This is a genomic window from Pseudomonas sp. MYb60, from assembly GCF_002979555.1.
Lineage (GTDB): Bacteria > Pseudomonadota > Gammaproteobacteria > Pseudomonadales > Pseudomonadaceae > Aquipseudomonas.
In genome coordinates, this window is the sequence record NZ_PCOZ01000006.1 from 162165 (window position 1) to 182839 (window position 20675).

17 protein-coding genes are annotated in these 20675 nt (G+C 61.0%); 14 read left to right on the forward strand and 3 right to left on the reverse strand.

Annotated elements, in window-relative coordinates:
* Positions 1 to 61 precede the first annotated feature (61 nt).
* The gene (locus CQ041_RS12280) at positions 62 to 2524 is read left to right on the forward strand and encodes a penicillin-binding protein 1A (RefSeq protein WP_371923015.1); all 2463 of its coding nucleotides are present in this window, start codon (positions 62 to 64) and stop codon (positions 2522 to 2524) included.
* A gap of 148 nt (positions 2525 to 2672) precedes the next feature.
* On the opposite strand, the gene CQ041_RS12285 is transcribed toward CQ041_RS12280, so the two are convergent.
* Together CQ041_RS12285 and rpmE are read right to left on the reverse strand one after the other, a co-directional pair.
* Positions 2673 to 3941 (reverse strand): malic enzyme-like NAD(P)-binding protein, encoded by a 1269-nt coding sequence (locus CQ041_RS12285; protein WP_105522102.1) that lies wholly within the window; start codon positions 3939 to 3941, stop codon positions 2673 to 2675.
* A gap of 287 nt (positions 3942 to 4228) precedes the next feature.
* Positions 4229 to 4459, reverse strand: coding sequence for a 50S ribosomal protein L31 (rpmE, locus tag CQ041_RS12290; protein ID WP_049710411.1), 231 nt, complete (start codon positions 4457 to 4459; stop codon positions 4229 to 4231).
* 218 nt (positions 4460 to 4677) lie between these two features.
* Between rpmE and CQ041_RS12295 the strand changes: the two genes are divergently transcribed.
* The 10 genes from CQ041_RS12295 to CQ041_RS12340 all read left to right on the forward strand — a co-directional run bounded on the left by CQ041_RS12295 (position 4678) and on the right by CQ041_RS12340 (position 17366).
* Positions 4678 to 6897, forward strand: a complete 2220-nt coding sequence (locus CQ041_RS12295; RefSeq protein WP_105522103.1) for a primosomal protein N' — start codon at positions 4678 to 4680, stop codon at positions 6895 to 6897.
* Between the two features lie 110 nt (positions 6898 to 7007).
* Positions 7008 to 8744, forward strand: coding sequence for an arginine--tRNA ligase (gene argS / locus CQ041_RS12300; protein ID WP_105522104.1), 1737 nt, complete (start codon positions 7008 to 7010; stop codon positions 8742 to 8744).
* A 1-nt stretch (position 8745) separates the two neighbouring features.
* Positions 8746 to 9447 (forward strand): SPOR domain-containing protein, encoded by a 702-nt coding sequence (locus CQ041_RS12305; protein WP_105522105.1) that lies wholly within the window; start codon positions 8746 to 8748, stop codon positions 9445 to 9447.
* A gap of 194 nt (positions 9448 to 9641) precedes the next feature.
* Entirely contained in the window at positions 9642 to 10172 is a 531-nt protein-coding gene (hslV, locus tag CQ041_RS12310; RefSeq protein ID WP_003171209.1) for an ATP-dependent protease subunit HslV, read from the forward strand.
* 37 nt (positions 10173 to 10209) lie between these two features.
* Positions 10210 to 11547: an ATP-dependent protease ATPase subunit HslU gene (gene hslU, locus CQ041_RS12315; protein WP_105522106.1), complete on the forward strand. Its 1338-nt coding sequence runs from the start codon at positions 10210 to 10212 to the stop codon at positions 11545 to 11547.
* Positions 11548 to 11710: 163 nt separating this feature from the next.
* Positions 11711 to 12088 carry a gamma-butyrobetaine hydroxylase-like domain-containing protein gene (locus tag CQ041_RS12320; protein ID WP_105522107.1) on the forward strand — a complete coding sequence of 126 codons (378 nt, stop codon included), beginning with the start codon at positions 11711 to 11713 and terminating at the stop codon, positions 12086 to 12088.
* A 252-nt stretch (positions 12089 to 12340) separates the two neighbouring features.
* Complete coding sequence (gene phaC / locus CQ041_RS12325) at positions 12341 to 14020, forward strand: class II poly(R)-hydroxyalkanoic acid synthase (RefSeq protein ID WP_105522108.1); 1680 nt, start codon at positions 12341 to 12343, stop codon at positions 14018 to 14020.
* An 80-nt stretch (positions 14021 to 14100) separates the two neighbouring features.
* The gene (phaZ, locus tag CQ041_RS12330) at positions 14101 to 14946 is read left to right on the forward strand and encodes a poly(3-hydroxyalkanoate) depolymerase (RefSeq protein ID WP_105522109.1); all 846 of its coding nucleotides are present in this window, start codon (positions 14101 to 14103) and stop codon (positions 14944 to 14946) included.
* A gap of 89 nt (positions 14947 to 15035) precedes the next feature.
* Entirely contained in the window at positions 15036 to 16718 is a 1683-nt protein-coding gene (gene phaC, locus CQ041_RS12335) for a class II poly(R)-hydroxyalkanoic acid synthase (RefSeq protein WP_105522110.1), read from the forward strand.
* A 27-nt stretch (positions 16719 to 16745) separates the two neighbouring features.
* Entirely contained in the window at positions 16746 to 17366 is a 621-nt protein-coding gene (locus CQ041_RS12340; protein ID WP_105522111.1) for a TetR/AcrR family transcriptional regulator, read from the forward strand.
* Positions 17367 to 17403: 37 nt separating this feature from the next.
* Here the strand turns inward: CQ041_RS12340 and CQ041_RS12345 are convergent, their stop codons facing one another.
* A complete protein-coding gene (locus CQ041_RS12345; protein WP_105522227.1) occupies positions 17404 to 18066 on the reverse strand; it encodes a response regulator transcription factor in 663 nt (220 codons plus the stop codon).
* A 363-nt stretch (positions 18067 to 18429) separates the two neighbouring features.
* Between CQ041_RS12345 and CQ041_RS12350 the strand changes: the two genes are divergently transcribed.
* The 3 genes from CQ041_RS12350 (at position 18430) to CQ041_RS12360 (ending at position 20658) form a co-directional block, all read left to right on the forward strand.
* On the forward strand, positions 18430 to 19011 hold the full coding sequence (locus CQ041_RS12350) for a fimbrial protein (RefSeq protein WP_105522112.1): 582 nt from the start codon (positions 18430 to 18432) through the stop codon (positions 19009 to 19011).
* A gap of 92 nt (positions 19012 to 19103) precedes the next feature.
* On the forward strand, positions 19104 to 19880 hold the full coding sequence (locus CQ041_RS12355; RefSeq protein WP_105522113.1) for a molecular chaperone: 777 nt from the start codon (positions 19104 to 19106) through the stop codon (positions 19878 to 19880).
* A 7-nt stretch (positions 19881 to 19887) separates the two neighbouring features.
* Positions 19888 to 20658: a molecular chaperone gene (locus tag CQ041_RS12360; protein ID WP_105522114.1), complete on the forward strand. Its 771-nt coding sequence runs from the start codon at positions 19888 to 19890 to the stop codon at positions 20656 to 20658.
* Positions 20659 to 20675 lie beyond the last annotated feature (17 nt).

Here is a 20675-nt window from a genome sequence, read left to right on the forward strand (position 1 = left end):
CGTTTGCCATGCATGCCCCGACGCCTAACTCTTTCTTTTCTCTGGAAATCCAAAAGCCTTGATTCGTCTGCTGAAGTTTTTCGGGTACTCCATAGTCGCTATTGTTTGCGGGCTGATGCTCGTGCTCAGCGGGGCCTACCTCTACCTTAGTCCGGGTTTGCCCTCCGTAGAGGCCCTCAGAAGTATCCAGTTGCAGATTCCTTTGCGGGTCTACAGCAGCGATGAAAAACTGATCGCGGAGTTCGGCGAAATGCGCCGCACACCGATTCGTTTTGCCGACATTCCGCCCAATTTCATCAGCGCCCTGCTCTCAGCCGAAGACGATAATTTTGCCAACCACTATGGCGTCGACCCCAGCAGCCTGGTGCGTGCGGCGACACAACTGGTCAAGAGCGGACACATCCAGTCCGGCGGCAGCACCATCACCATGCAGGTGGCGAAGAACTTCTTCCTCACCAGCGAGCGCAGCTTTTCGCGCAAGGCCACCGAGATCCTGCTGGCCCTGCAAATCGAACGCCAGCTGACCAAGGACGAGATCCTCGAGCTGTACGTCAACAAGATCTACCTGGGCAACCGCGCCTACGGTATCGAGGCGGCGTCGCAGGTCTACTACGGCAAGTCGATCCGTGACGCCAGCCTGGCGCAGATGGCGATGATCGCCGGTTTGCCGAAAGCGCCGTCGCGCTTCAACCCGCTGGCCAACCCGGCGCGCAGCAAAGAGCGTCGCGACTGGATCCTGGGGCGCATGTACAAGCTGGGCAAGATCGACCAGGCTGCCTATGAAAGCGCAGTGTCCGAGCCGCTCAACGCCAGTTATCACGTGCCGACGCCGGAAGTGAACGCCCCCTACATTGCTGAAATGGCGCGTGCCGAGATGGTCGGACGTTATGGCAGCGAGGCCTACACCGAAGGTTTCCGCGTCACCACCACCGTCCCGAGCGACACCCAGGAAATCGCCAATGAGGCGGTGCACTCGGGCCTGATCACTTACGACCAACGTCATGGCTACCGCGGGCCGGAATCGCGCCTGCCAGGCAAGACCCTCAGCGCCTGGACCACCGAGCTGGGCAAGCAGCGCGCCATCAGCGGCCTGGAGCCCGCCATCGTCACTCAGGTGAAGAAAGACGGCGTGCAGGTCCTGACGCGCACCGGCGAAGCCCACGTAGGCTGGGACAGCATGAAGTGGGCGCGACCGTTCCTGAACACCAACAGCATGGGCCCGCTGCCCAAGCAGCCGTCCGATGTGGCGCAGGTGGGCGATCTGATCCGCGTGCAACGCCAGCAGGACGACAGCCTCAAATTCAGCCAGGTGCCGCTGGCCCAGGGCGCCCTGGTCTCGCTGGACCCGCAGAATGGCGCGATCCGCGCCCTCGTGGGTGGCTTCGCCTTCGAGCAAAGCAATTACAACCGCGCCACCCAGGCCAAGCGCCAGCCGGGCTCGAGCTTCAAGCCGTTCATTTATAGTGCCGCGCTGGACAACGGCTACACCGCCGCCAGCCTGGTGAACGACGCACCGATCGTGTTCGTCGACGAATACCTGGACAAGGTCTGGCGTCCGAAAAACGACACCAATACCTTCCTCGGCCCGATCCGCATCCGCGAGGCGCTGTACAAGTCGCGCAACCTGGTGTCGATCCGCCTGCTGCAGGCGATGGGCGTCGGCAAGACCATCGACTACATCACGCGCTTTGGCTTCAACAAGTCGGACCTGCCGCCCAACCTGTCCCTGGCCCTCGGCACCGCGACCCTCACGCCGATGGAAATCGCCACCGGCTGGAGCACCTTTGCCAACGGCGGCTACAAGATCGCACCGTACCTGATCGACAAGATCGAGAGCCGCAACGGTGACACCCTGTTCACCGCCAACCCGCCACGGGTACCAGGCGACGTGGTCAATGGCATCGCTGCGAGCGACGGCGTTGCCGCACCGACTAACGGCGGCATCACCATTGAGCCAACTCCAGGAACAGCACCGATGGCCGATGCCACGACCCCGGCCGAGCCGCAAGCGCCCGCCGTGGCCGAGCGCATTGTGGATGGCCGCACCACCTACATCCTCAACAGCATCCTGCAGGACGTGATCAAGAAGGGCACCGGCCGCCGCGCCCTGGCCCTGGGCCGTGCGGACATCGCGGGCAAGACCGGTACCACCAACGAATCCAAGGACGCCTGGTTCTCCGGCTATAACGCCGACTACGTGACCACCGTGTGGACCGGCTATGACCAGCCGGAAAGCCTGGGCCGTCGCGAGTTCGGCGGCACGGTCGCGCTGCCGATCTGGATGAGCTACATGGGCGCCGCGCTGAAGGACAAGCCGCTGCACACCCAACCGGAGCCGGAAGGCATCCTCAGCCTGCGGATCGACCCGATCAGCGGCCGTGCGGCGTCGCCAAGCACGCCGAATGCGTACTTCGAGTTGTTCAAGAGCGAAGACACGCCGCCGTCGGTCAACGAGCTGGGTAATGGCGTGGCACCGGGCAGCCCGCTACCGGCAGATGAAGCGGCGCCGATCGATCTGTTCTAACCAAGGCCTCAAGCCTATGAGGCCTAAATGTGGGAGGGGGCTTGCTCCCTCCCACATTGGGCTCTCCACAAGAGGTGAGTTAATCGCCACACAGCAAAAAGCCCCGACTCGCAAGAGCCGGGGCTTTTTGTGGGTGCGCTACAACGGCTTAGCCGTTGAACACATCCTCAACGCTTTGCAGCGGGTAGTGCTTCGGATACGGCAGGGTGGCCACGCCGGTCTCGATAGCGGCCTTGGCCACGGCATCGGAGATCAGGGTGATCAGGCGCTTGTCCATTGGTTTCGGGATGATGTACTCACGACCGAATTCCAGCTTGGCACCACCGTAGGCGTCGCACACGTCTTGAGGAACCGGCAGCTTGGCCAGTTCACGCAGGGCGTTGGCAGCCGCCACTTTCATTTCTTCGTTGATGCGCTTGGCGCGAACGTCCAGGGCACCACGGAAGATGAATGGGAAGCCCAGTACGTTGTTGACCTGGTTCGGGTAGTCCGAACGGCCGGTGGCCATGATCACGTCGCTGCGGGTGGCGTGAGCCAGCTCTGGCGAGATCTCTGGGTCCGGGTTGGAGCAGGCGAACACGATCGGGTTGGCCGCCATGGACTTCAGGCCTTCAGCGCTCAGCAGGTTCGGGCCGGATAGGCCGACGAACACGTCTGCGCCGTCGAGGGCGTCAGCCAGGGTGCGCTTGGAGGACGGGTGGGCAAACATCGCCTTGTACTGGTTCAGGTCGGTACGCTTGGACTGGATCACGCCCTTGCTGTCGACCATGTAGATGTTTTCCAGCTTGGCGCCCATGCTCACGATCAGCTTCATGCACGAGATGGCCGCAGCGCCAGCACCCAGGCAGACGATCTTGGCGTCAGACAGGGTTTTGCCAGCGATTTCCAGGGCGTTGATCATGCCGGCGGCGGTAACGATCGCGGTGCCGTGCTGGTCATCGTGAAATACCGGGATGTCGCACTGTTCGATCAGGGCCTTTTCGATCTCGAAGCACTCAGGTGCCTTGATGTCTTCCAGGTTGATGCCACCGAAGGTGATGGAAATGCGCTTTACGGTGTCGATGAAAGCCTGCGGGCTCTCGGAATCGACTTCGATGTCGAAAACGTCGATGCCGGCGAAGCGCTTGAACAGCACGCCCTTGCCTTCCATGACTGGCTTGGATGCCAGTGGGCCGAGGTTACCCAGGCCAAGAATCGCGGTGCCATCGGAAATCACTGCAACCAGGTTGCCTTTGCCGGTGTACTTGTACGCCAGCTCAGGGTCGCGAGCGATTTCACGCACAGGCTCGGCCACGCCAGGGCTGTAGGCCAGCGACAGGTCGCGGGCAGTGGCGGTGGCTTTGGTGAGCTCTACACTCAGCTTTCCTGGACGAGGATGGGCATGATATTCGAGAGCGGCAGTTTTCAAATCAGACATATCGGCATTCCGCTTTTACTGTTGGTCGACGGACCGCCGAGGATACGCGTGTCGCAAAGTCCCTACAAGACTGGGCAGTCACCGGTGTCAAGGCCCCAAAGCGACGTACTTTGGTCTAAGGCCACGGGATACAAGGGCTCAACTGTTCACAATCGACGAAAAAAATGTCTACAATTAATTATAAATAAGTCATTTTGCTTGGTTGGGACCAAATTCCGGGCACAAAAAAGGCGTCCACAAGGGACGCCTCTTTTTTCAGCAGGAAAAGCCCAGGGGGCTTTTCAGCCTTACTCTGCTGGAGTAGCAGGCTTCTTGCCGAAAGCGCCGAAACGGTCAGCAAAGCGCTGTACGCGGCCGCCGGTGTCCAGAGTCTTCTGCTTACCGGTGTAGAACGGGTGGCACTCGTTGCATACGTCAGTACCCAGTGGCTTGCACAGGTTCGAACGTGTTTCGAACTTGTTGCCGCAGCTGCAGGTTACTTCGATGGTTTCGTACGCTGGATGGATATCGGCTTTCATGGCACTTCCTCGGGCTAGCGTGCCGCCACTCGACACTATTGTCGAATACCGCACGTAATTAGGCCGCGAATTCTAACAGACCTTTTCAATCGCGCAAGCGGCGCTTGGGGCGCAAACCGTCCTTTCATCAGAAAACCATCGGCTACCCCAAGCCCTCCCCTGTCTGCTAGGCTCCCGCCCCTGCGCCACCGCCTGCCTTGATAGATGAGACCCCCCGCGTGCCCGACGCCATTTTGCGCCTCGCCCTGCCCTCGCCCTTGCGCCGCCTGTTCGACTACCGGGCGCCGGTTGGCGTGCTGCGGGCGCAATTGCAGCCGGGCATGCGCGTGCGCGTGCCGTTTGGCAAACGGGAAATGATCGGCATCCTGGTGGAAGTTACCGACCACAGTGAAGTACCCGTCGAGAAGCTCAAGCCCGCCCTGGCCATGCTCGATGACACACCGCCGCTGCCGCCGGCGCTGTTCAAGCTGTGCCTGTGGACCGCCCAGTATTACCAGCACAGCCTCGGCGACACGTTGAGCTGGGCGCTGCCCGTGCTGCTGCGCCAGGGTGAGTTGGCTGAAGCGCGTCAGGAGCGTTTCTGGTCGATGGTCCCCGGCGCACGCCTGGACGACCCGCGCATCGCCCGTGCCCCGCGCCAGCGAGAAGCCCTCGCCACCCTGGCCCAGCATCCCCACGGCGTGGCCCATCAGCTGTTAAGCAAGCTGATGCTGAGTAAGGACAGCCTCGACCTGCTGCTCGCCAAAGGCCTGGTGCAGGTGGAGATTCGCAAGCATGCCCCCGACCCACGCCACGAACACTGGCTGGCACAGCCGGAATTGCCACTCAACCCGGAGCAACGTGCCGCCTATGAAGCGATTCGCGCGGGCTTCGACAGCTTCCACGCGTTCCTGCTCGCCGGCGTCACCGGCAGCGGCAAGACCGAAGTGTATTTGCAACTGATCCGCGAAACCCTGCAGGCCGGCAAGCAGGCACTGGTGCTGATCCCCGAGATCAACCTCGGCCCGCAGACCCTGGCGCGCTTCGAGCAGCGCTTCAACGCCCGCATCGCCCTGGTGCACTCGGCGGTCAATGACCGTGAGCGCCTGGAAGCCTGGCTGGCGGCACGCGATGGCGAGGCCGACATTATTATCGGCACCCGTTCGGCCCTGTTCACGCCGATGAAAAACCCCGGGTTGATCATCATCGATGAGGAGCACGACGGTTCCTATAAGCAGCAGGAAGGCCTGCGCTACCACGCCCGCGACCTGGCGCTGGTGCGCGCGCGCCAGGAAGACATCCCGATTGTGCTCGGTTCCGCCACGCCCTCCCTGGAGAGCCTGCACAACGCCTACACCGGTCGCTACGGCCTCCTGCGCCTGAACGAACGCGCCGGCGGGGCCAAGCAACCGCGCTTCCTACGCCTGGATGTCAAAAGCCGCCCGTTGGACAGCGGTATTTCCGGGCCGATGCAACAAGCCATCGGCCAGACCCTCGCCGCCGGCCAGCAGGTGCTGGTGTTCCTCAATCGCCGTGGCTTTGCACCGACGCTGCTGTGCCATGACTGCGGCTGGATGTCTGAGTGCGAACGCTGCGATGCACGCATGACTGTGCACCAGCGCTACGGTGAGTTGCGCTGCCATCACTGCGGCCATGTGGAACGGGTACCGCGCCATTGCCCGCAATGCGGCAAAGTCGATCTGCGCCCGGTGGGTGCAGGTACGGAGCGGGCTGAAGAACGCCTGGGCATTCTGTTCCCGGATTTCCCGGTGCTGCGGGTCGACCGCGACAGCACGTCGCGTAAAGACGCGATGAACCAGCTGTTCGCCACCATCCAGAAGGGGCAGCCGTGCATCCTGATCGGCACGCAGATGCTTGCCAAAGGCCACCACTTCCCACGGGTGACGCTGGTGTCGATCCTCGATGCCGACGGCGGACTGTTCTCCGGCGACTTCCGCGCCAGCGAACGCATGGCGCAGTTGATCGTGCAGGTCGCCGGCCGCGCAGGCCGGGCCGAGGAGCCGGGCCGGGTGATTATCCAGACGCACCTGGCCGACCATCCGCTGCTGATTCAGCTGACCGAACAAGGCTACTTTGCCTTCGCCGAACAGGCGCTGAGCGAACGCCGCGCCGCCGGCCTGCCGCCGTTCTCCCATTTGGCCCTGCTACGCGCCGAAGCGCACAAACCGGGGCAGGCCGAAAGTTTTCTGGATCAGGCGTGCAGCACCGCCGAAGGATTGCTCCGCGACTTGGGTCTGAGCGGCATCGAGCTGCTTGGTCCGGTACCGGCCCCCATGGAGCGCCGCGCTGGCCGCTACCGCGCTCAGCTACTTTTGCAGGCGACGTCTCGCGCACCGCTGCATCGACTATTAAGTAGCTGGTTGCTTGCCCTGGAGCAAATGCCCAGCGGCCGACAGGTGCGATGGTCGCTGGATGTAGACCCGGTAGATTTGTATTAAGCCTGGCCATAGGTCCCTCGAAGGTTGGCAAGCCCGCCCTCGCCACGGATAATGCCCAGTTTTTCCACCTGCGCATCACGCGCAGCCGCTTGCGGTACACAGAGAACACCATGAAAGACACCATTCGCCAGCTGATCCAGCAAGCCCTCACCCAACTCGTCAACGAAGGTGTGTTGCCTGAAGGCCTGACGCCGGCGATCCAGGTGGAAAACACGCGCGACAAGACCCACGGTGACTTCGCCAGCAACATCGCAATGATGCTGTCCAAGCCTGCCGGCATGAAGCCCCGCGACCTGGCGGAAAAAATCATCGCCGCGCTGCCGGCTGACGAAAGCGTCACCAAGGCCGAAATCGCCGGCCCGGGCTTTATCAACTTCTTCCAGAACACCCAGGCCCTGGCTGCCCGTCTGGACGCTGCCCTGGCCGATGCCAACATTGGCGCGCACAAGGCCGGCGCCGCCCAGCGTGTGGTCATCGACCTGTCGGCGCCGAACCTGGCCAAAGAGATGCACGTGGGCCACCTGCGCTCCACCATCATCGGCGACGGCGTGGCGCGGGTCCTGGAGTTTCTCGGTGACACCGTGATCCGCCAGAACCACGTGGGCGACTGGGGCACCCAGTTCGGCATGCTGATGGCCTACCTGCAAGAGAACCCGATCACCAGCAACGAGCTGTCGGACCTGGAAAACTTCTACCGCGCCGCCAAGAAGCGCTTCGATGAATCCGAAGAATTCGCCGATCGCGCCCGTGGCCTGGTGGTCAAGTTGCAAGCCGGTGACGCCGAGTGCCTGGCCCTGTGGAACCGTTTCCGCGACATTTCCCTGTCCCACTGCCAGGAAATCTACGAGCTGCTCAACGTCAAATTGACCATGGCCGACGTGATGGGCGAAAGCGCCTACAACGACGACCTGATCAATGTGGTCAATGACCTCAAGGCCAAGGGCCTGCTGGTGGAGAGCAACGGCGCACAGTGCGTGTTCCTCGAAGAATTCAAGACCGCTGATGGCGAGCCGTTGCCCGTGATCATCGTCAAGGCCGATGGTGGCTACCTCTATGCCACCACTGACTTGGCGGCCGTGCGCTACCGCAGCGGCGTGCTCAAGGCGGATCGTGCGCTGTACTTCGTCGACCAGCGCCAGGCCCTGCACTTCCAGCAGGTGTTCGAAGTCGCCCGTCGCGCCGGTTTCGTCACCCACCCGATGCACATGGAACACATGGGCTTCGGCACCATGAACGGCGCCGATGGCCGCCCGTTCAAGACCCGTGACGGCGGCACCGTGAAGCTGATCGACCTGCTCAATGAAGCCCAGGACCGTGCCTACAACCTGGTGAAGGAAAAGAACCCGGAGCTGGCCGAGGCCGACCTGCGCAACATCGCCCGCGTGGTGGGCATTGGCGCGGTGAAATACGCCGACCTGTCCAAGCACCGCACCAGCGACTACAGCTTCAACTTCGAACTGATGCTCAACTTCGAAGGCAACACCGCGCCGTACCTGCTGTACGCCTACACCCGCGTGGCCGGTGTGTTCCGCAAGCTGGGCAAGGACTTCAGCGAAGTCGAAGGCAAAATCGTGCTGGACGCCCCGCACGAACAGGAACTGGCCGCCAAACTGGCGCAATTCGGCGAAGTGCTGAACAGCGTTGGCGAGAAAGGCACGCCGCACATCCTGTGCACCTACCTGTACGAAGTCGCCGGCCTGTTCTCCAGCTTCTACGAGAACTGCCCCATCCTCAGTGCCGACGACGAAGCCCAGAAGCAAAGCCGCCTGCGCCTTGCCGCACTGGCTGGACGGACCCTAAAGCAAGGCCTGGAATTGTTGGGCCTGGAAACTCTGGAGCGTATGTAAGTTGGCTGCCAAGAAAAAACCTGCACCCAAGCGCGGCGCCAGCCGCTATCAGGCCCCGGCGAAGAAGCCGATTCCGGGCTGGTTGTGGATGGCGATCGGCCTTACGGTCGGCGCGTTTATCGTGTTCCTGATGAAGCTGGACCCGGGCAAGGGCGATGACGTCAAGCGGGTCAAGCAGGAGCAGCAGAAGGCCACGAAAATGGCCGAAGCCAACAAGACCGCGCCGAGCCCTACTGCACCGGTGAAGCCGAAGTACGACTTCTACACCCTGCTGCCGGAATCGGAAGTGATCGTGCCGCCTGACGCCGTGCCGGAGAAAACCCTGCCGACGCCGCAAGTGCCGACCACCCCGGTCACTCCAGCCGAAGCCGCGAAGATCGACACCGCGCGCGCCCAGGCCGCGCTGGCCGGCATCACGCCGCCGCCCGCACCGCCAGTGGCCGAAACCAAGGCCGCACCGGTGACCAAGTTCTTCCTGCAAGCGGGCTCGTTCCCGAAACAGGCGGACGCCGATCGTGTACGTGCGCAGATCATCCTGCTGGGCCAGACCGTGACAGTAGAGTCCGGCACCGTGAAGGACGCGACCTGGTACCGCGTGTTGGTGGGGCCGTTCAGCAACCGTGAACAGCTCACCGTGGCGCAGAAACAATTGGCCGGCGCGGGCTTTAGCAACCTGTTGTTACAACAACGCCAGAGCCGCTGACTCTGAGAACACAGCAATACCGATGTGGGAGGGGCTTGCCCCTCCCACATTTTGTTTTGCAGCGCTCTGAAATGCGCGTCAGAACATTGAGCACCACTCGTCCGCCATAAACCCCTGCAGTTGAAATCATCCCCACCACCCCCATATCTACTTCCACCAGGGCATTTTCGCCCCGCTGCGTGGAGACTCTCCCCTTGACCACCATCGTTTCAGTACGTCGCCACGGCAAAGTCGTCATGGGCGGCGACGGCCAGGTTTCCCTTGGCAACACCGTGATGAAAGGTAACGCCAAGAAAGTGCGTCGCCTGTACCACGGTCAGGTTCTCGCAGGCTTTGCCGGCGCTACCGCCGACGCCTTCACCCTCTTCGAACGCTTCGAAGGCCAGTTGGAGAAACACCAGGGCCACCTCGTGCGCGCCGCTGTCGAGCTCGCCAAAGAATGGCGCACCGACCGCTCCCTCAGCCGTCTGGAAGCCATGCTGGCCGTAGCCAACAAAGACGCTTCCCTGATCATCACCGGCAACGGCGATGTGGTTGAGCCCGAACATGGCCTGATCGCCATGGGTTCCGGCGGTGGCTACGCCCAGGCGGCTGCCAGCGCGCTGTTGAAGAAAACCGACCTGTCGGCCCGCGAGATCGTCGAGACCGCCCTGGGTATCGCTGGCGATATCTGCGTGTTCACCAACCACAACCAGACCATTGAGGAGCAGGACCTCGCCGAGTAAGCCGTAGGCTTATTCACGCTTGAGGCCGCCAAACACTATGTCCATGACTCCCCGCGAAATCGTCCATGAACTCAACCGCCATATCATCGGCCAGGACGATGCCAAGCGCGCCGTTGCCATCGCGCTGCGTAACCGCTGGCGCCGGATGCAACTGCCCGAAGAACTGCGCGTTGAAGTAACGCCAAAGAACATCCTGATGATCGGCCCTACGGGCGTGGGTAAAACCGAAATCGCCCGTCGCCTGGCCAAACTGGCCAACGCGCCGTTCATCAAGGTCGAAGCCACCAAGTTCACCGAAGTGGGCTATGTGGGTCGTGACGTTGAATCGATCATTCGTGACCTGGCCGACGCCGCCCTGAAAATGTTCCGCGAACAGGAAGTGACCAAGGTCAGCCATCGCGCCGAAGACGCCGCTGAAGAACGCATTCTCGATGCCCTGCTGCCACCGGCGCGCATGGGTTTCAACGAAGATGCCGCACCGGCCTCGGATTCCAACACCCGCCAGCTGTTCCGCAAGCGCCTGCGTGAAGGCCAGCTGGATGACAAGGAAATCGAGATCGAAGTCGCCGAGCATGCAGGTGTCGATATCTCTGCCCCACCGGGCATGGAAGAAATGACCAACCAGCTGCAAAGCCTGTTTGCCAATATGGGCAAGGGCAAGAAGAAGAGCCGCAAGCTCAAGGTGAAGGACGCGCTGAAAATGGTGCGCGACGAGGAAGCCGGGCGCCTGGTCAATGAGGAAGAACTCAAGGCCAAGGCCCTGGAAGCCGTCGAGCAGCACGGCATCGTGTTTATCGACGAAATCGACAAGGTCGCCAAGCGCGGCAATTCCGGCGGCGTCGACGTGTCCCGCGAAGGCGTGCAGCGCGACCTGCTGCCGCTGATCGAAGGTTGCACCGTGAACACCAAGCTGGGCATGGTCAAGACCGACCACATCCTGTTCATCGCCTCCGGTGCGTTCCACCTGAGCAAGCCGAGCGACCTGGTGCCGGAGCTGCAAGGCCGCCTGCCGATTCGCGTGGAACTCAAGGCGCTGACTCCGGGTGACTTCGAACGCATCCTCAGCGAGCCGCATGCGTCGCTGACCGAGCAGTACCGTGAGTTGCTGAAAACCGAAGGCCTGGGGATCGAATTCCAGGCCGACGGCATCAAGCGCCTGGCGGAGATCGCCTGGCAGGTCAACGAGAAGACCGAGAACATCGGCGCCCGTCGCCTGCACACCTTGCTGGAGCGTCTGCTGGAGGAAGTGTCCTTCAGCGCGGGCGACATGGCGGGCGCGCAGAATGGCGAGGCCATCAAGATCGACGCGGAGTACGTCAACAGCCACTTGGGCGAATTGGCGCAGAACGAAGACTTGTCGCGCTATATTCTGTAAGCCTCACACAGAATCACTTCGCTTCAATGCGCTTTACTTCAATGTGGGAGGGGGTTTGCCCCCGATAGCGGTCCGTCAGACAGGTATGTGCTGACTGACACACTGCTATCGGGGGCAAGCCCCCTCCTACATTTCTGAGCCGGTTTCTTCAGGGTTATCTCCAATGTCAAAATTTCCTACGGCTGTAAACCTGCACAAAACCTCAAACACCCTCGGCCTCACCTACGGGCCCGACGAGGTGTACCAACTCCCCGCCGAACTGCTGCGCACCCACTCGCCTTCCGCCGAGGTCCAGGGCCATGGCAAACCCATCCTGCAATTCGGCAAGCTCAACGTTCGGTTGACCAAGGTTGAACCGGCCGGTCAGTACGCACTGAAATTGAGCTTCGACGACGGTCATGACAGCGGACTGTTCACGTGGGACTACCTCTACCAATTGGCCTTACGCCAGGACGCGCTGTGGGCCGATTATCTGGCCGAACTCAAAGCCGCCGGAAAAACCCGCGATCCGAGCCAATCGGTCGTGCGGCTGATGCTCTAGCCCAGGCGTCTTGCTCTTTAGAGGGCATTTTCTAATTTCATCTGCTTGAATGCCCTGTCGTGCGGCCAACGAATGGCCCGCTTGCGAAAAAAATTAAACTCGGGTAACCAATGGAACTGGCAAGTTCCCTGCATTTGACGATGCGGTATTTACGGTCACCCGAGTCGCAGTACCTGGCGTGTGTTGTGTATCGAAACTGGGTGCGCAAAGCAGTAGGCCGGTACTCGTCTTTCGGACAATGGAGCGTCGTAGATGAGTAACAAGAACAACGATGACTTGAAACGCCAGGCCTCGGACAACACCCTGGGGCTCAACCCGATCATCGCGTTACGGAAAAAGGATTTACTCGCCTCGGCGAAGATGGTGCTGACCCAAGCCATCAGGCAACCGCTGCACAGCGTCAAGCACGTCGCCCATTTTGGTGTCGAGTTGAAGAACGTGATGTTCGGCAAATCCGAGTTGGTGCCGGAGAACGACGACCGTCGTTTCCATGACCCGGCCTGGAGCCAGAACCCGCTCTACAAACGTTACCTGCAAACCTACCTGGCGTGGCGCAAGGAACTGCACGACTGGATCGGTGACAGCAACCTGTCGCCCCAGGACATCAGCCGCGGTCACTTCGTGATCAACCTGATGACCGAAGCCATGGCGCCCACCAACAGCGCGGCCAACCCGGCGGCGGTCAAACGCTTCTTTGAAACCGGCGGCAAGAGCCTGCTGGACGGCCTGTCCCACCTGGCCAAGGACATGGTGCACAACGGCGGCATGCCGAGCCAAGTCAACATGGGGGCCTTTGAGGTGGGCAAGAGCCTGGGCACCACCGAAGGCGCCGTGGTGTTTCGCAATGACGTGCTGGAGCTGATCCAGTACAAGCCGATCACCGAACAGGTGCACGAGCGCCCCCTGCTGGTGGTGCCGCCGCAGATCAACAAATTCTATGTATTCGACTTGAGCCCGGATAAAAGCCTGGCGCGCTTCTGCCTGCGCAACGGGCAGCAGACGTTTATCGTGAGCTGGCGCAACCCGACCAAGGCCCAGCGTGAGTGGGGGCTGTCGACCTACATCGAGGCGCTCAAGGAAGCCGTGGACGTGGTCACCGCGATCACCGGCAGCAAAGACATCAACATGCTCGGCGCCTGTTCCGGTGGTATCACCTGCACCGCCCTGCTCGGCCACTATGCGGCGCTGGGGGAGAAAAAGGTCAACGCCTTGACCCTGCTGGTCAGTGTGCTGGACACCACCCTGGACACCCAGGTCGCGCTGTTCGTCGACGAGCAGACCCTGGAAGCGGCCAAGCGCCACTCCTACCAGGCTGGCGTCCTCGAAGGCCGCGACATGGCCAAGGTCTTCGCCTGGATGCGCCCCAACGACTTGATCTGGAATTACTGGGTCAACAATTACCTGCTGGGCAACGAGCCGCCGGTGTTCGACATCCTGTTCTGGAACAACGACACCACGCGCCTGCCGGCGGCCTTTCACGGCGACCTGATCGAACTGTTCAAGAACAACCCGCTGGTGCGCGCCAACGCCCTGGAAGTGTGCGGCACGCCCATCGACCTCAAGCAGGTCACCGCGGATATCTACTCACTGGCCGGCACCAACGACCACATCACGCCGTGGCCGTCCTGCTACAAGTCGGCGCAGCTGTTCGGCGGCAAGGTGGAATTCGTGTTGTCCAGCAGCGGGCATATCCAGAGCATCCTCAACCCGCCGGGCAACCCCAAGGCGCGCTACCAGACCAGTGACAGCCTCACGGGGAACGCACTGGACTGGCAGGAGAATGCGACCAAGCACACCGATTCGTGGTGGCTGCACTGGCAGGCGTGGCAGGCGGAGCGGGCGGGTAAACTGAAGAAATCGCCGACGAGTTTGGGTAATAAGACCTACGCAGCAGCTGAAGCGGCCCCAGGCACCTATGTGCACGAACGCTAAGCAGATGTTTGGTTGAAATGCAGCTCCCACATGGACCGCATCGCCCATAAGACTTACGCACCACCTGACAGGGCTCGAGCATGCCGCAACCGTTCATCTTTCGCACCATCGACCTGGATGGCCAGACCCTCCGCACGGCGGTGCGCCCGGGCAAGCCTCACTTGACACCGCTGCTGATCTTCAATGGCATCGGCGCCAACCTTGAGCTGGTGTTTCCGTTCGTCCAGGCACTGGACCCGGACCTGGAAGTGATTGCCTTCGATGTGCCGGGCGTCGGGGGGTCCTCGACGCCCAAGCGGCCGTACCGGTTTCCCGGCCTGGCCAAGCTTACCGCGCGCATGCTCGATTACCTCGACTACGGCCAGGTCAGCGTTGTGGGTGTTTCGTGGGGCGGCGCGCTGGCGCAGCAGTTTGCCTACGACTACCCGGAGCGCTGCAAGAAACTGATCCTGGCGGCCACGGCGGCGGGTGCGGTGATGGTGCCGGGCAAGCCGAAAGTATTGTGGCTGATGGCCAGCCCACGCCGTTATATCCAGCCGTCCCATGTGGTACGGATTGCGCCAATGATTTACGGCGGCTCGTTCCGCCGTGATTCTAACCTCGCCGCCGACCACGCGAGCAAAGTGCGCTCGGCCGGCAAGCTGGGTTACTACTGGCAACTGTTCGCCGGGCTGGGCTGGACCAGCATTCACTGGCTGCACAAGATCCGCCAACCGACCCTGGTGCTGGCGGGGGATGACGACCCGCTGATCCCGCTGATCAACATGCGCGTGCTGGCCTGGCGCATTCCCAACGCACAGCTGCACATCATCGATGACGGCCACCTGTTCCTGATCACTCGCGCCGAGGCCGTGGCACCGATCATCATGAAGTTTCTCGAAGAGGAGCGCATGCGTGCGGTGATTCATCCGCGCCCGGCCGTGTAAGGACCCCAGCGCCGCGCAACTTGCCAGGAACCGGCTATGGTTCTGAATTGGCGTGCCTGTTTGATGGCTTGACGAAGGAGTGTTGGCTCATGCGAGAAAGACCCGTGACGAACCCGGCGCCCACCCCTGCCGCGTTCATCAATGCGCAAAATGCGATCACCGGCCTGCGCGGTCGGGACCTGTTGTCGACGTTGCGCAGCGTGGCCGCCCATGGCTTGCGCAACCCGGTGCACACTGCGCGGCATGCCTGGCAGTTGAGCGGCCAACTGGGTCGCGTACTGCTGGGCGAGACCGTGCACGAGCCCAACCCCAACGACAGCCGCTTCACCGACCCCACCTGGAAGCTCAACCCGTTTTACCGGCGCAGCTTGCAGGCTTACTTGAGCTGGCAGAAACAGACGCGTCACTGGATCGACGACAGCACCCTCAGCGACGACGACCGCGCTCGCGCACACTTCGCCTTTTCCCTGCTTAACGATGCGGTGTCGCCATCCAACACCCTGCTCAACCCGCTGGCCATCAAGGAATTACTCAACTCCGGCGGCAACAGCGTGGTGCGCGGTGCCACCCACCTGTTCGAAGACCTGCTGCACAACAACGGCCTGCCGCGCCAGGTGAGCAAGCACGCGTTCGAAGTGGGCAAGACCGTCGCCACCACCCCTGGCTCCGTGGTGTTTCGCAACGAACTGCTGGAGCTGATCCAATACAAGCCCATGAGCGAAAAGCAATACGCCAAGCCGTTGCTGGTGGTGCCGCCGCAGATCAACAAGTACTACATTTTCGACCTGAGCCCGGCCAACAGCTTTGTGCAGTACGCGCTTAAAAATGGCCTGCAGACGTTCATGGTCAGCTGGCGCAACCCGGATGTGCGCCATCGCGAGTGGGGCCTCTCCACCTACGTCGCCGCGCTGGAGGAAGCGCTCAACGTGTGCCGCGCCATCACCGGCGCCCGCGAGGTCAACCTGATGGGCGCCTGCGCCGGCGGGCTGACCATCGCTGCGCTTCAAGGTCACCTGCAAGCCAAGCGCCAGCTGCGCCGCGTGTCCAGCGCCAGCTATTTGGTGAGCCTGCTCGACAGCCAGATCGACAGCCCCGCCACCCTGTTCGTCGACGAGCAAACCCTGGAAGCCGCCAAGCGCCGCTCCTACCAGCAAGGCGTGCTGGACGGCCGTGACATGGCCAAGGTGTTCGCCTGGATGCGCCCCAACGACCTGATCTGGAACTACTGGATCAACAACTACCTGCTGGGCAAGGAACCGCCAGCCTTCGACATCCTCTACTGGAACAACGACAACACGCGCCTGCCCGCCGCCCTGCATGGCGACCTGCTGGACTTCTTCAAGCACAACCCGCTGAGCCACCCCGGTGGCCTGGAAGTGTGCGGCACGCCGATCGACTTGCAGAAGGTCACGGTGGACAGCTTCAGCGTGGCCGGGATCAACGACCACATCACCCCGTGGGACGCGGTGTATCGCTCCACCCAATTGCTGGGCGGTGACAAGCGCTTCGTGCTGTCCAACAGCGGGCATATCCAGAGCATCCTCAACCCGCCAGGCAACCCCAAGGCCAATTACGTCGAGAACCTCAAGCTGAGCAGTGACCCGCGTGCCTGGTACTACGACGCCAATCACGTCGAAGGCAGCTGGTGGCCGCAATGGCTCGCGTGGATCCAGCAGCGCTCCGGCGTACAGCGCGAGACCCTTACCGCCCTGGGCAACCAGAATTACCCACCGATGGAAGCAGCGCCGGGCACTTACGTGCGGGTGCGTTGAGCTCAACGATCAGATTAAGAAGACTGGATGAAGACCCGCGACCGGATCCTTGAATGTGCCCTGAAGTTGTTCAACCAAAAGGGCGAGCCAAACGTGTCGACCATGGAGGTGGCCAATGAAATGGGGATCAGCCCCGGCAACCTCTACTACCATTTCCATGGCAAGGAGCCGCTGGTGCTCGGGCTGTTCGAGCGCTTTCAACATGAACTGGCGCCGCTGCTCGACCCACCCGCGGACGCGCAGTTGGAACCTCAGGATTACTGGCTGTTCCTGCACCTGATCGTCGAGCGCATGGCCCACTACCGCTTTCTGTTCCAGGACCTGTCGAACCTCGCCGGGCGCCTGCCCAAGCTGGCCAAGGGCATTCGTAACCTGCTCACGGCGCTCAAGCGCACGCTGGCGTCATTGTTGGCGCGGTTGAAAGCCGCCGGGCAGTTGGTCAGTGACACCCAGGCGCTGGGCCAACTGGTGGAACAAATCACCATGACGCTGCTGTTTTCGCTGGACTATCAGCGAATTATCGACCGGGAAGGAGAAGTGCAAGTTGTTGTGTACCAAATCATGATGTTGGTGGCGCCGCACTTATTGCCCCCCGCTCGACAGGCCACTGAGCGACTGGCATTACGTTACTTGGACTCACCGATCTAAATTACAACAAAAAGTAATAATTCCTACAGCAACTTTACTACTCCGGCTCGCCAAACTGATGCGTGAACTTAAACAACTCGCTGTCAGTTTTTATACCCAATTTTCGATAAGCCGATTGCTTTTGCGTACTGATCGTACTTGCACTGCGTGAAAACTTTTCTGCAATCGAACCCACCGACATTCCATCAAGAAAACACCGCAGCACTTCCTGCTCTTTGGGGGTGAGGCAAGCGTTCAACTGGGAAGTGACAGGCAACTCCATTCTGGATTCGATCATCCGCCCATTGGATGAAGGCTGCATCCCCTGCAACGCCGAGAGCATGGTCGGGTGCAGGTACACCCTGCCCTTGGCCACGGTGCGGATCGCCGCAATCAATTCAGTCAGCTTTTGAGTCTTGCCCAAAACGCCGTAGCTGCCGGCCTTCAACGCCAGTGAAACCGTGGCCGGCGTGTAATGTGAAGTGACGACGATCGGCTTGCAGTGCTTGAAACGCCGGCTGAGTGCGCGGATCAGGCTCAGCCCGTCCATGTCCGAAGGCCCCAGGATGAAGTCCATGACCAGCACATCCACGCGGCGTCGGGCAAGCGCTTCCAGCAGATCCCGGCTCGTGCCATACGACCCGACAACCTTCAGGTCGGCCTCTTTACCCAGCCCCAGTTCGATCCCCTGTCGAACCATTTCATGATCATCCAGCAACATGATGGTGTGCATATTGGAAATTGACGTAGGCATCAGCAAACCCGCTTTAGTGAGTACGGCGCAAAAAATCTCAAGCTTTAGCGCGCAGGGTATATCCCAGCCCCGTTCTTGTATCAACATGGAAAAATTAAGGAGCATTCTTTCAGACTTGACCGAGAGCAACGTCCTACACATGTGCGTCAATACAAAAGTTCCGATTGGATATAGAAGTTTTCGAACGATCACGAGTTGAATCTCGTTATTTCTCTATGGGCAACTTCCACGTTTCAGAACAAATTACGCAGGCCTCGTCAACTGGCCGGTTATAACAAACAAAACAGGCCAGGTTGGCGGGTCATTTGATAATTCATGATCGGGACTCCTATGAAACTCAAAGCTCTCTCTACCCTAGCAGCCGCTGTTGCCCTGGCCGCCGGCGTATCGCAAGGCGCACTCGCCGCCAACGACGGCGTCATCAACTTCACCGGGCTGGTCAACGACACAACCTGCACCATCGAAGGTGCAACGCCAGGAACGGGTGCAGTCGTCAAGGACGTCAATCTCGGTGGTGTGTCCGCCGCACGCCTCGCCAAGCCAGGTGATCGTGCCAACCTGACCGGCTTCACTATTCGCATTGGCGCGCCTGGGCAAGGCAGTTGCACCAACGGCCGTACCGCCATGGTCGCGTTCGACCCCACCAGCGCCGCCATCGATGTGGCAACCGGTCGCCTGAACATCGACGGTTACGACAACCCGGACGACACCACCAACGCCAAGAACGTGCAGGTTGAAGTCACCAACCGCGATGGCACGCCGATCCACGTCTACACCGAGAAGTCGGAAGGCGTCGTGATCGTCGACAACCAGGCGGTCATTCCCCTGGCTGCACAAATGTACGCCAGCGGCGCTGCCACCGAAGGTACGGTCAAGACCCGCGTCGGCTTCATGGTCGTGTACGCGGACTAAGGGACATTCGCGCTCGCACACGTGAGCCGTGCATGTATCGGACCTGCCGCCTCAGGGCAGGTCCTTCCCTGGATTCACAAGAGATTTGCAATATGAAAACAATGGCCTGGCTCGCGCTCGCCACCTGTGCATTCGGACTGCTGTCGCTGCAAACGACCCCAGCCCATGCAGGCGTGATTATTTATGGCACTCGCGTGATCTTCCCAGCCGAGCAACAAGAGGTTGTCGTACGCCTGGAGAACAAGGGGGACCGTCCGGCACTGGTACAGGCCTGGCTGGATACGGGCGACGTGAGTTCGACACCGGCGACGGCGCAAACCCCATTCACGTTGTCACCGCCGATCTTTCGCATTGAACCTCACCAGCAGCAGGCACTGCGCCTGCGTCATCTGGGCAATCCCGTACCCAATGATCGTGAAAGCCTGTATTGGTTGAATGTGCTGGAGGTGCCTCCCGTGACTGCCGGTGCCGAACAAAACAATCAGATCGAACTGGCCTTCCGTACACGACTGCGCGTGTTCCTGCGCCCTGGCGCCTTGCCCTACCCGGTCGAAACCGCACCATCGAAACTGCAGTGGAAACTGGTTTCCCATAAACAAGGCTATGCGTTGCAGGCGACCAACCCAACGCCGTACCACGTTTCCCTGACGTCGGTGGACTTGCTGAACGAAGGAAAACGGTTCAGCAAAGCGCCCAACAAAGAGGCCAACGACGGCCTGCTCCTTCCCGCCGGCGATGTAAAAACCTTTGTGCTGCCCACGTTGCGCGATCGCCCTGAAGGCAAACCAAAAGTCGAGTTCATCAGCGTCAGCGACTTTGGCGCGCGGGTGCGCCATTCGGCAAACCTAACCGTTACGTCCGCCAGATGACCTGCCCATGAGCACTTCCTGCATGCCACGCCTATCCATCAAATTCATCGCCTTGGCCTTCGCGCTGCTCGGCACTGCTGCCGTGCAGGCGAGTGTCATCATCAATAACACCCGCATCGTCTATGGGCAGAGTGACAAGGAAGTCACGGTCAGGCTTGAAAGCAAAAACCAGGCTCCGGTACTGGTACAAACCTGGCTGGACAAGGGCGACGAGCATTCGACACCGGACCTGGCAGGCATCCCATTCGTGGCGACACCACCGATCTTTCGCATGGAGCCGGCCAAACAGCAGGTCATACGTCTGGCCTATACGGGGGAGCCCCTTCCCTCGAACCAGGAAACCCTGTTTTGGTTCAACCTGCTGGAGGTGCCCGCTCAATCACAGAGTGACCAAGAGGGTAACCAACTGCAGCTTGCCTTCCGCTCACGGATCAAACTGTTCTTTCGGCCAAAAGACCTCGCCTCTGCAGTCGAGGATGCACCTGGAAAACTGCAGTGGCGGCGCGAGTCCACAGAGCAGGGCCAAGTCCTGGAAGTGTACAACCCGACGCCTTACCACGTGACGTTCGACCAGATCGACGTACTCGAATCCAAGCAGCGCCATGCCCGCAAAACCGCAGCAGCATCCAGCACGGACAACATGGTGGTCCCCGGGGGGCGCAACCGCTTTGAAATACCCACCCTCAAGGCGCTGCCGGGGGCTGCGATGACTGTGGAATTCGAGACGCTCGATGACTTCGGGACGAAGATTTCACACAGCGCCAAGGTCTCGACATGACGACCTAGCAAGTCCCG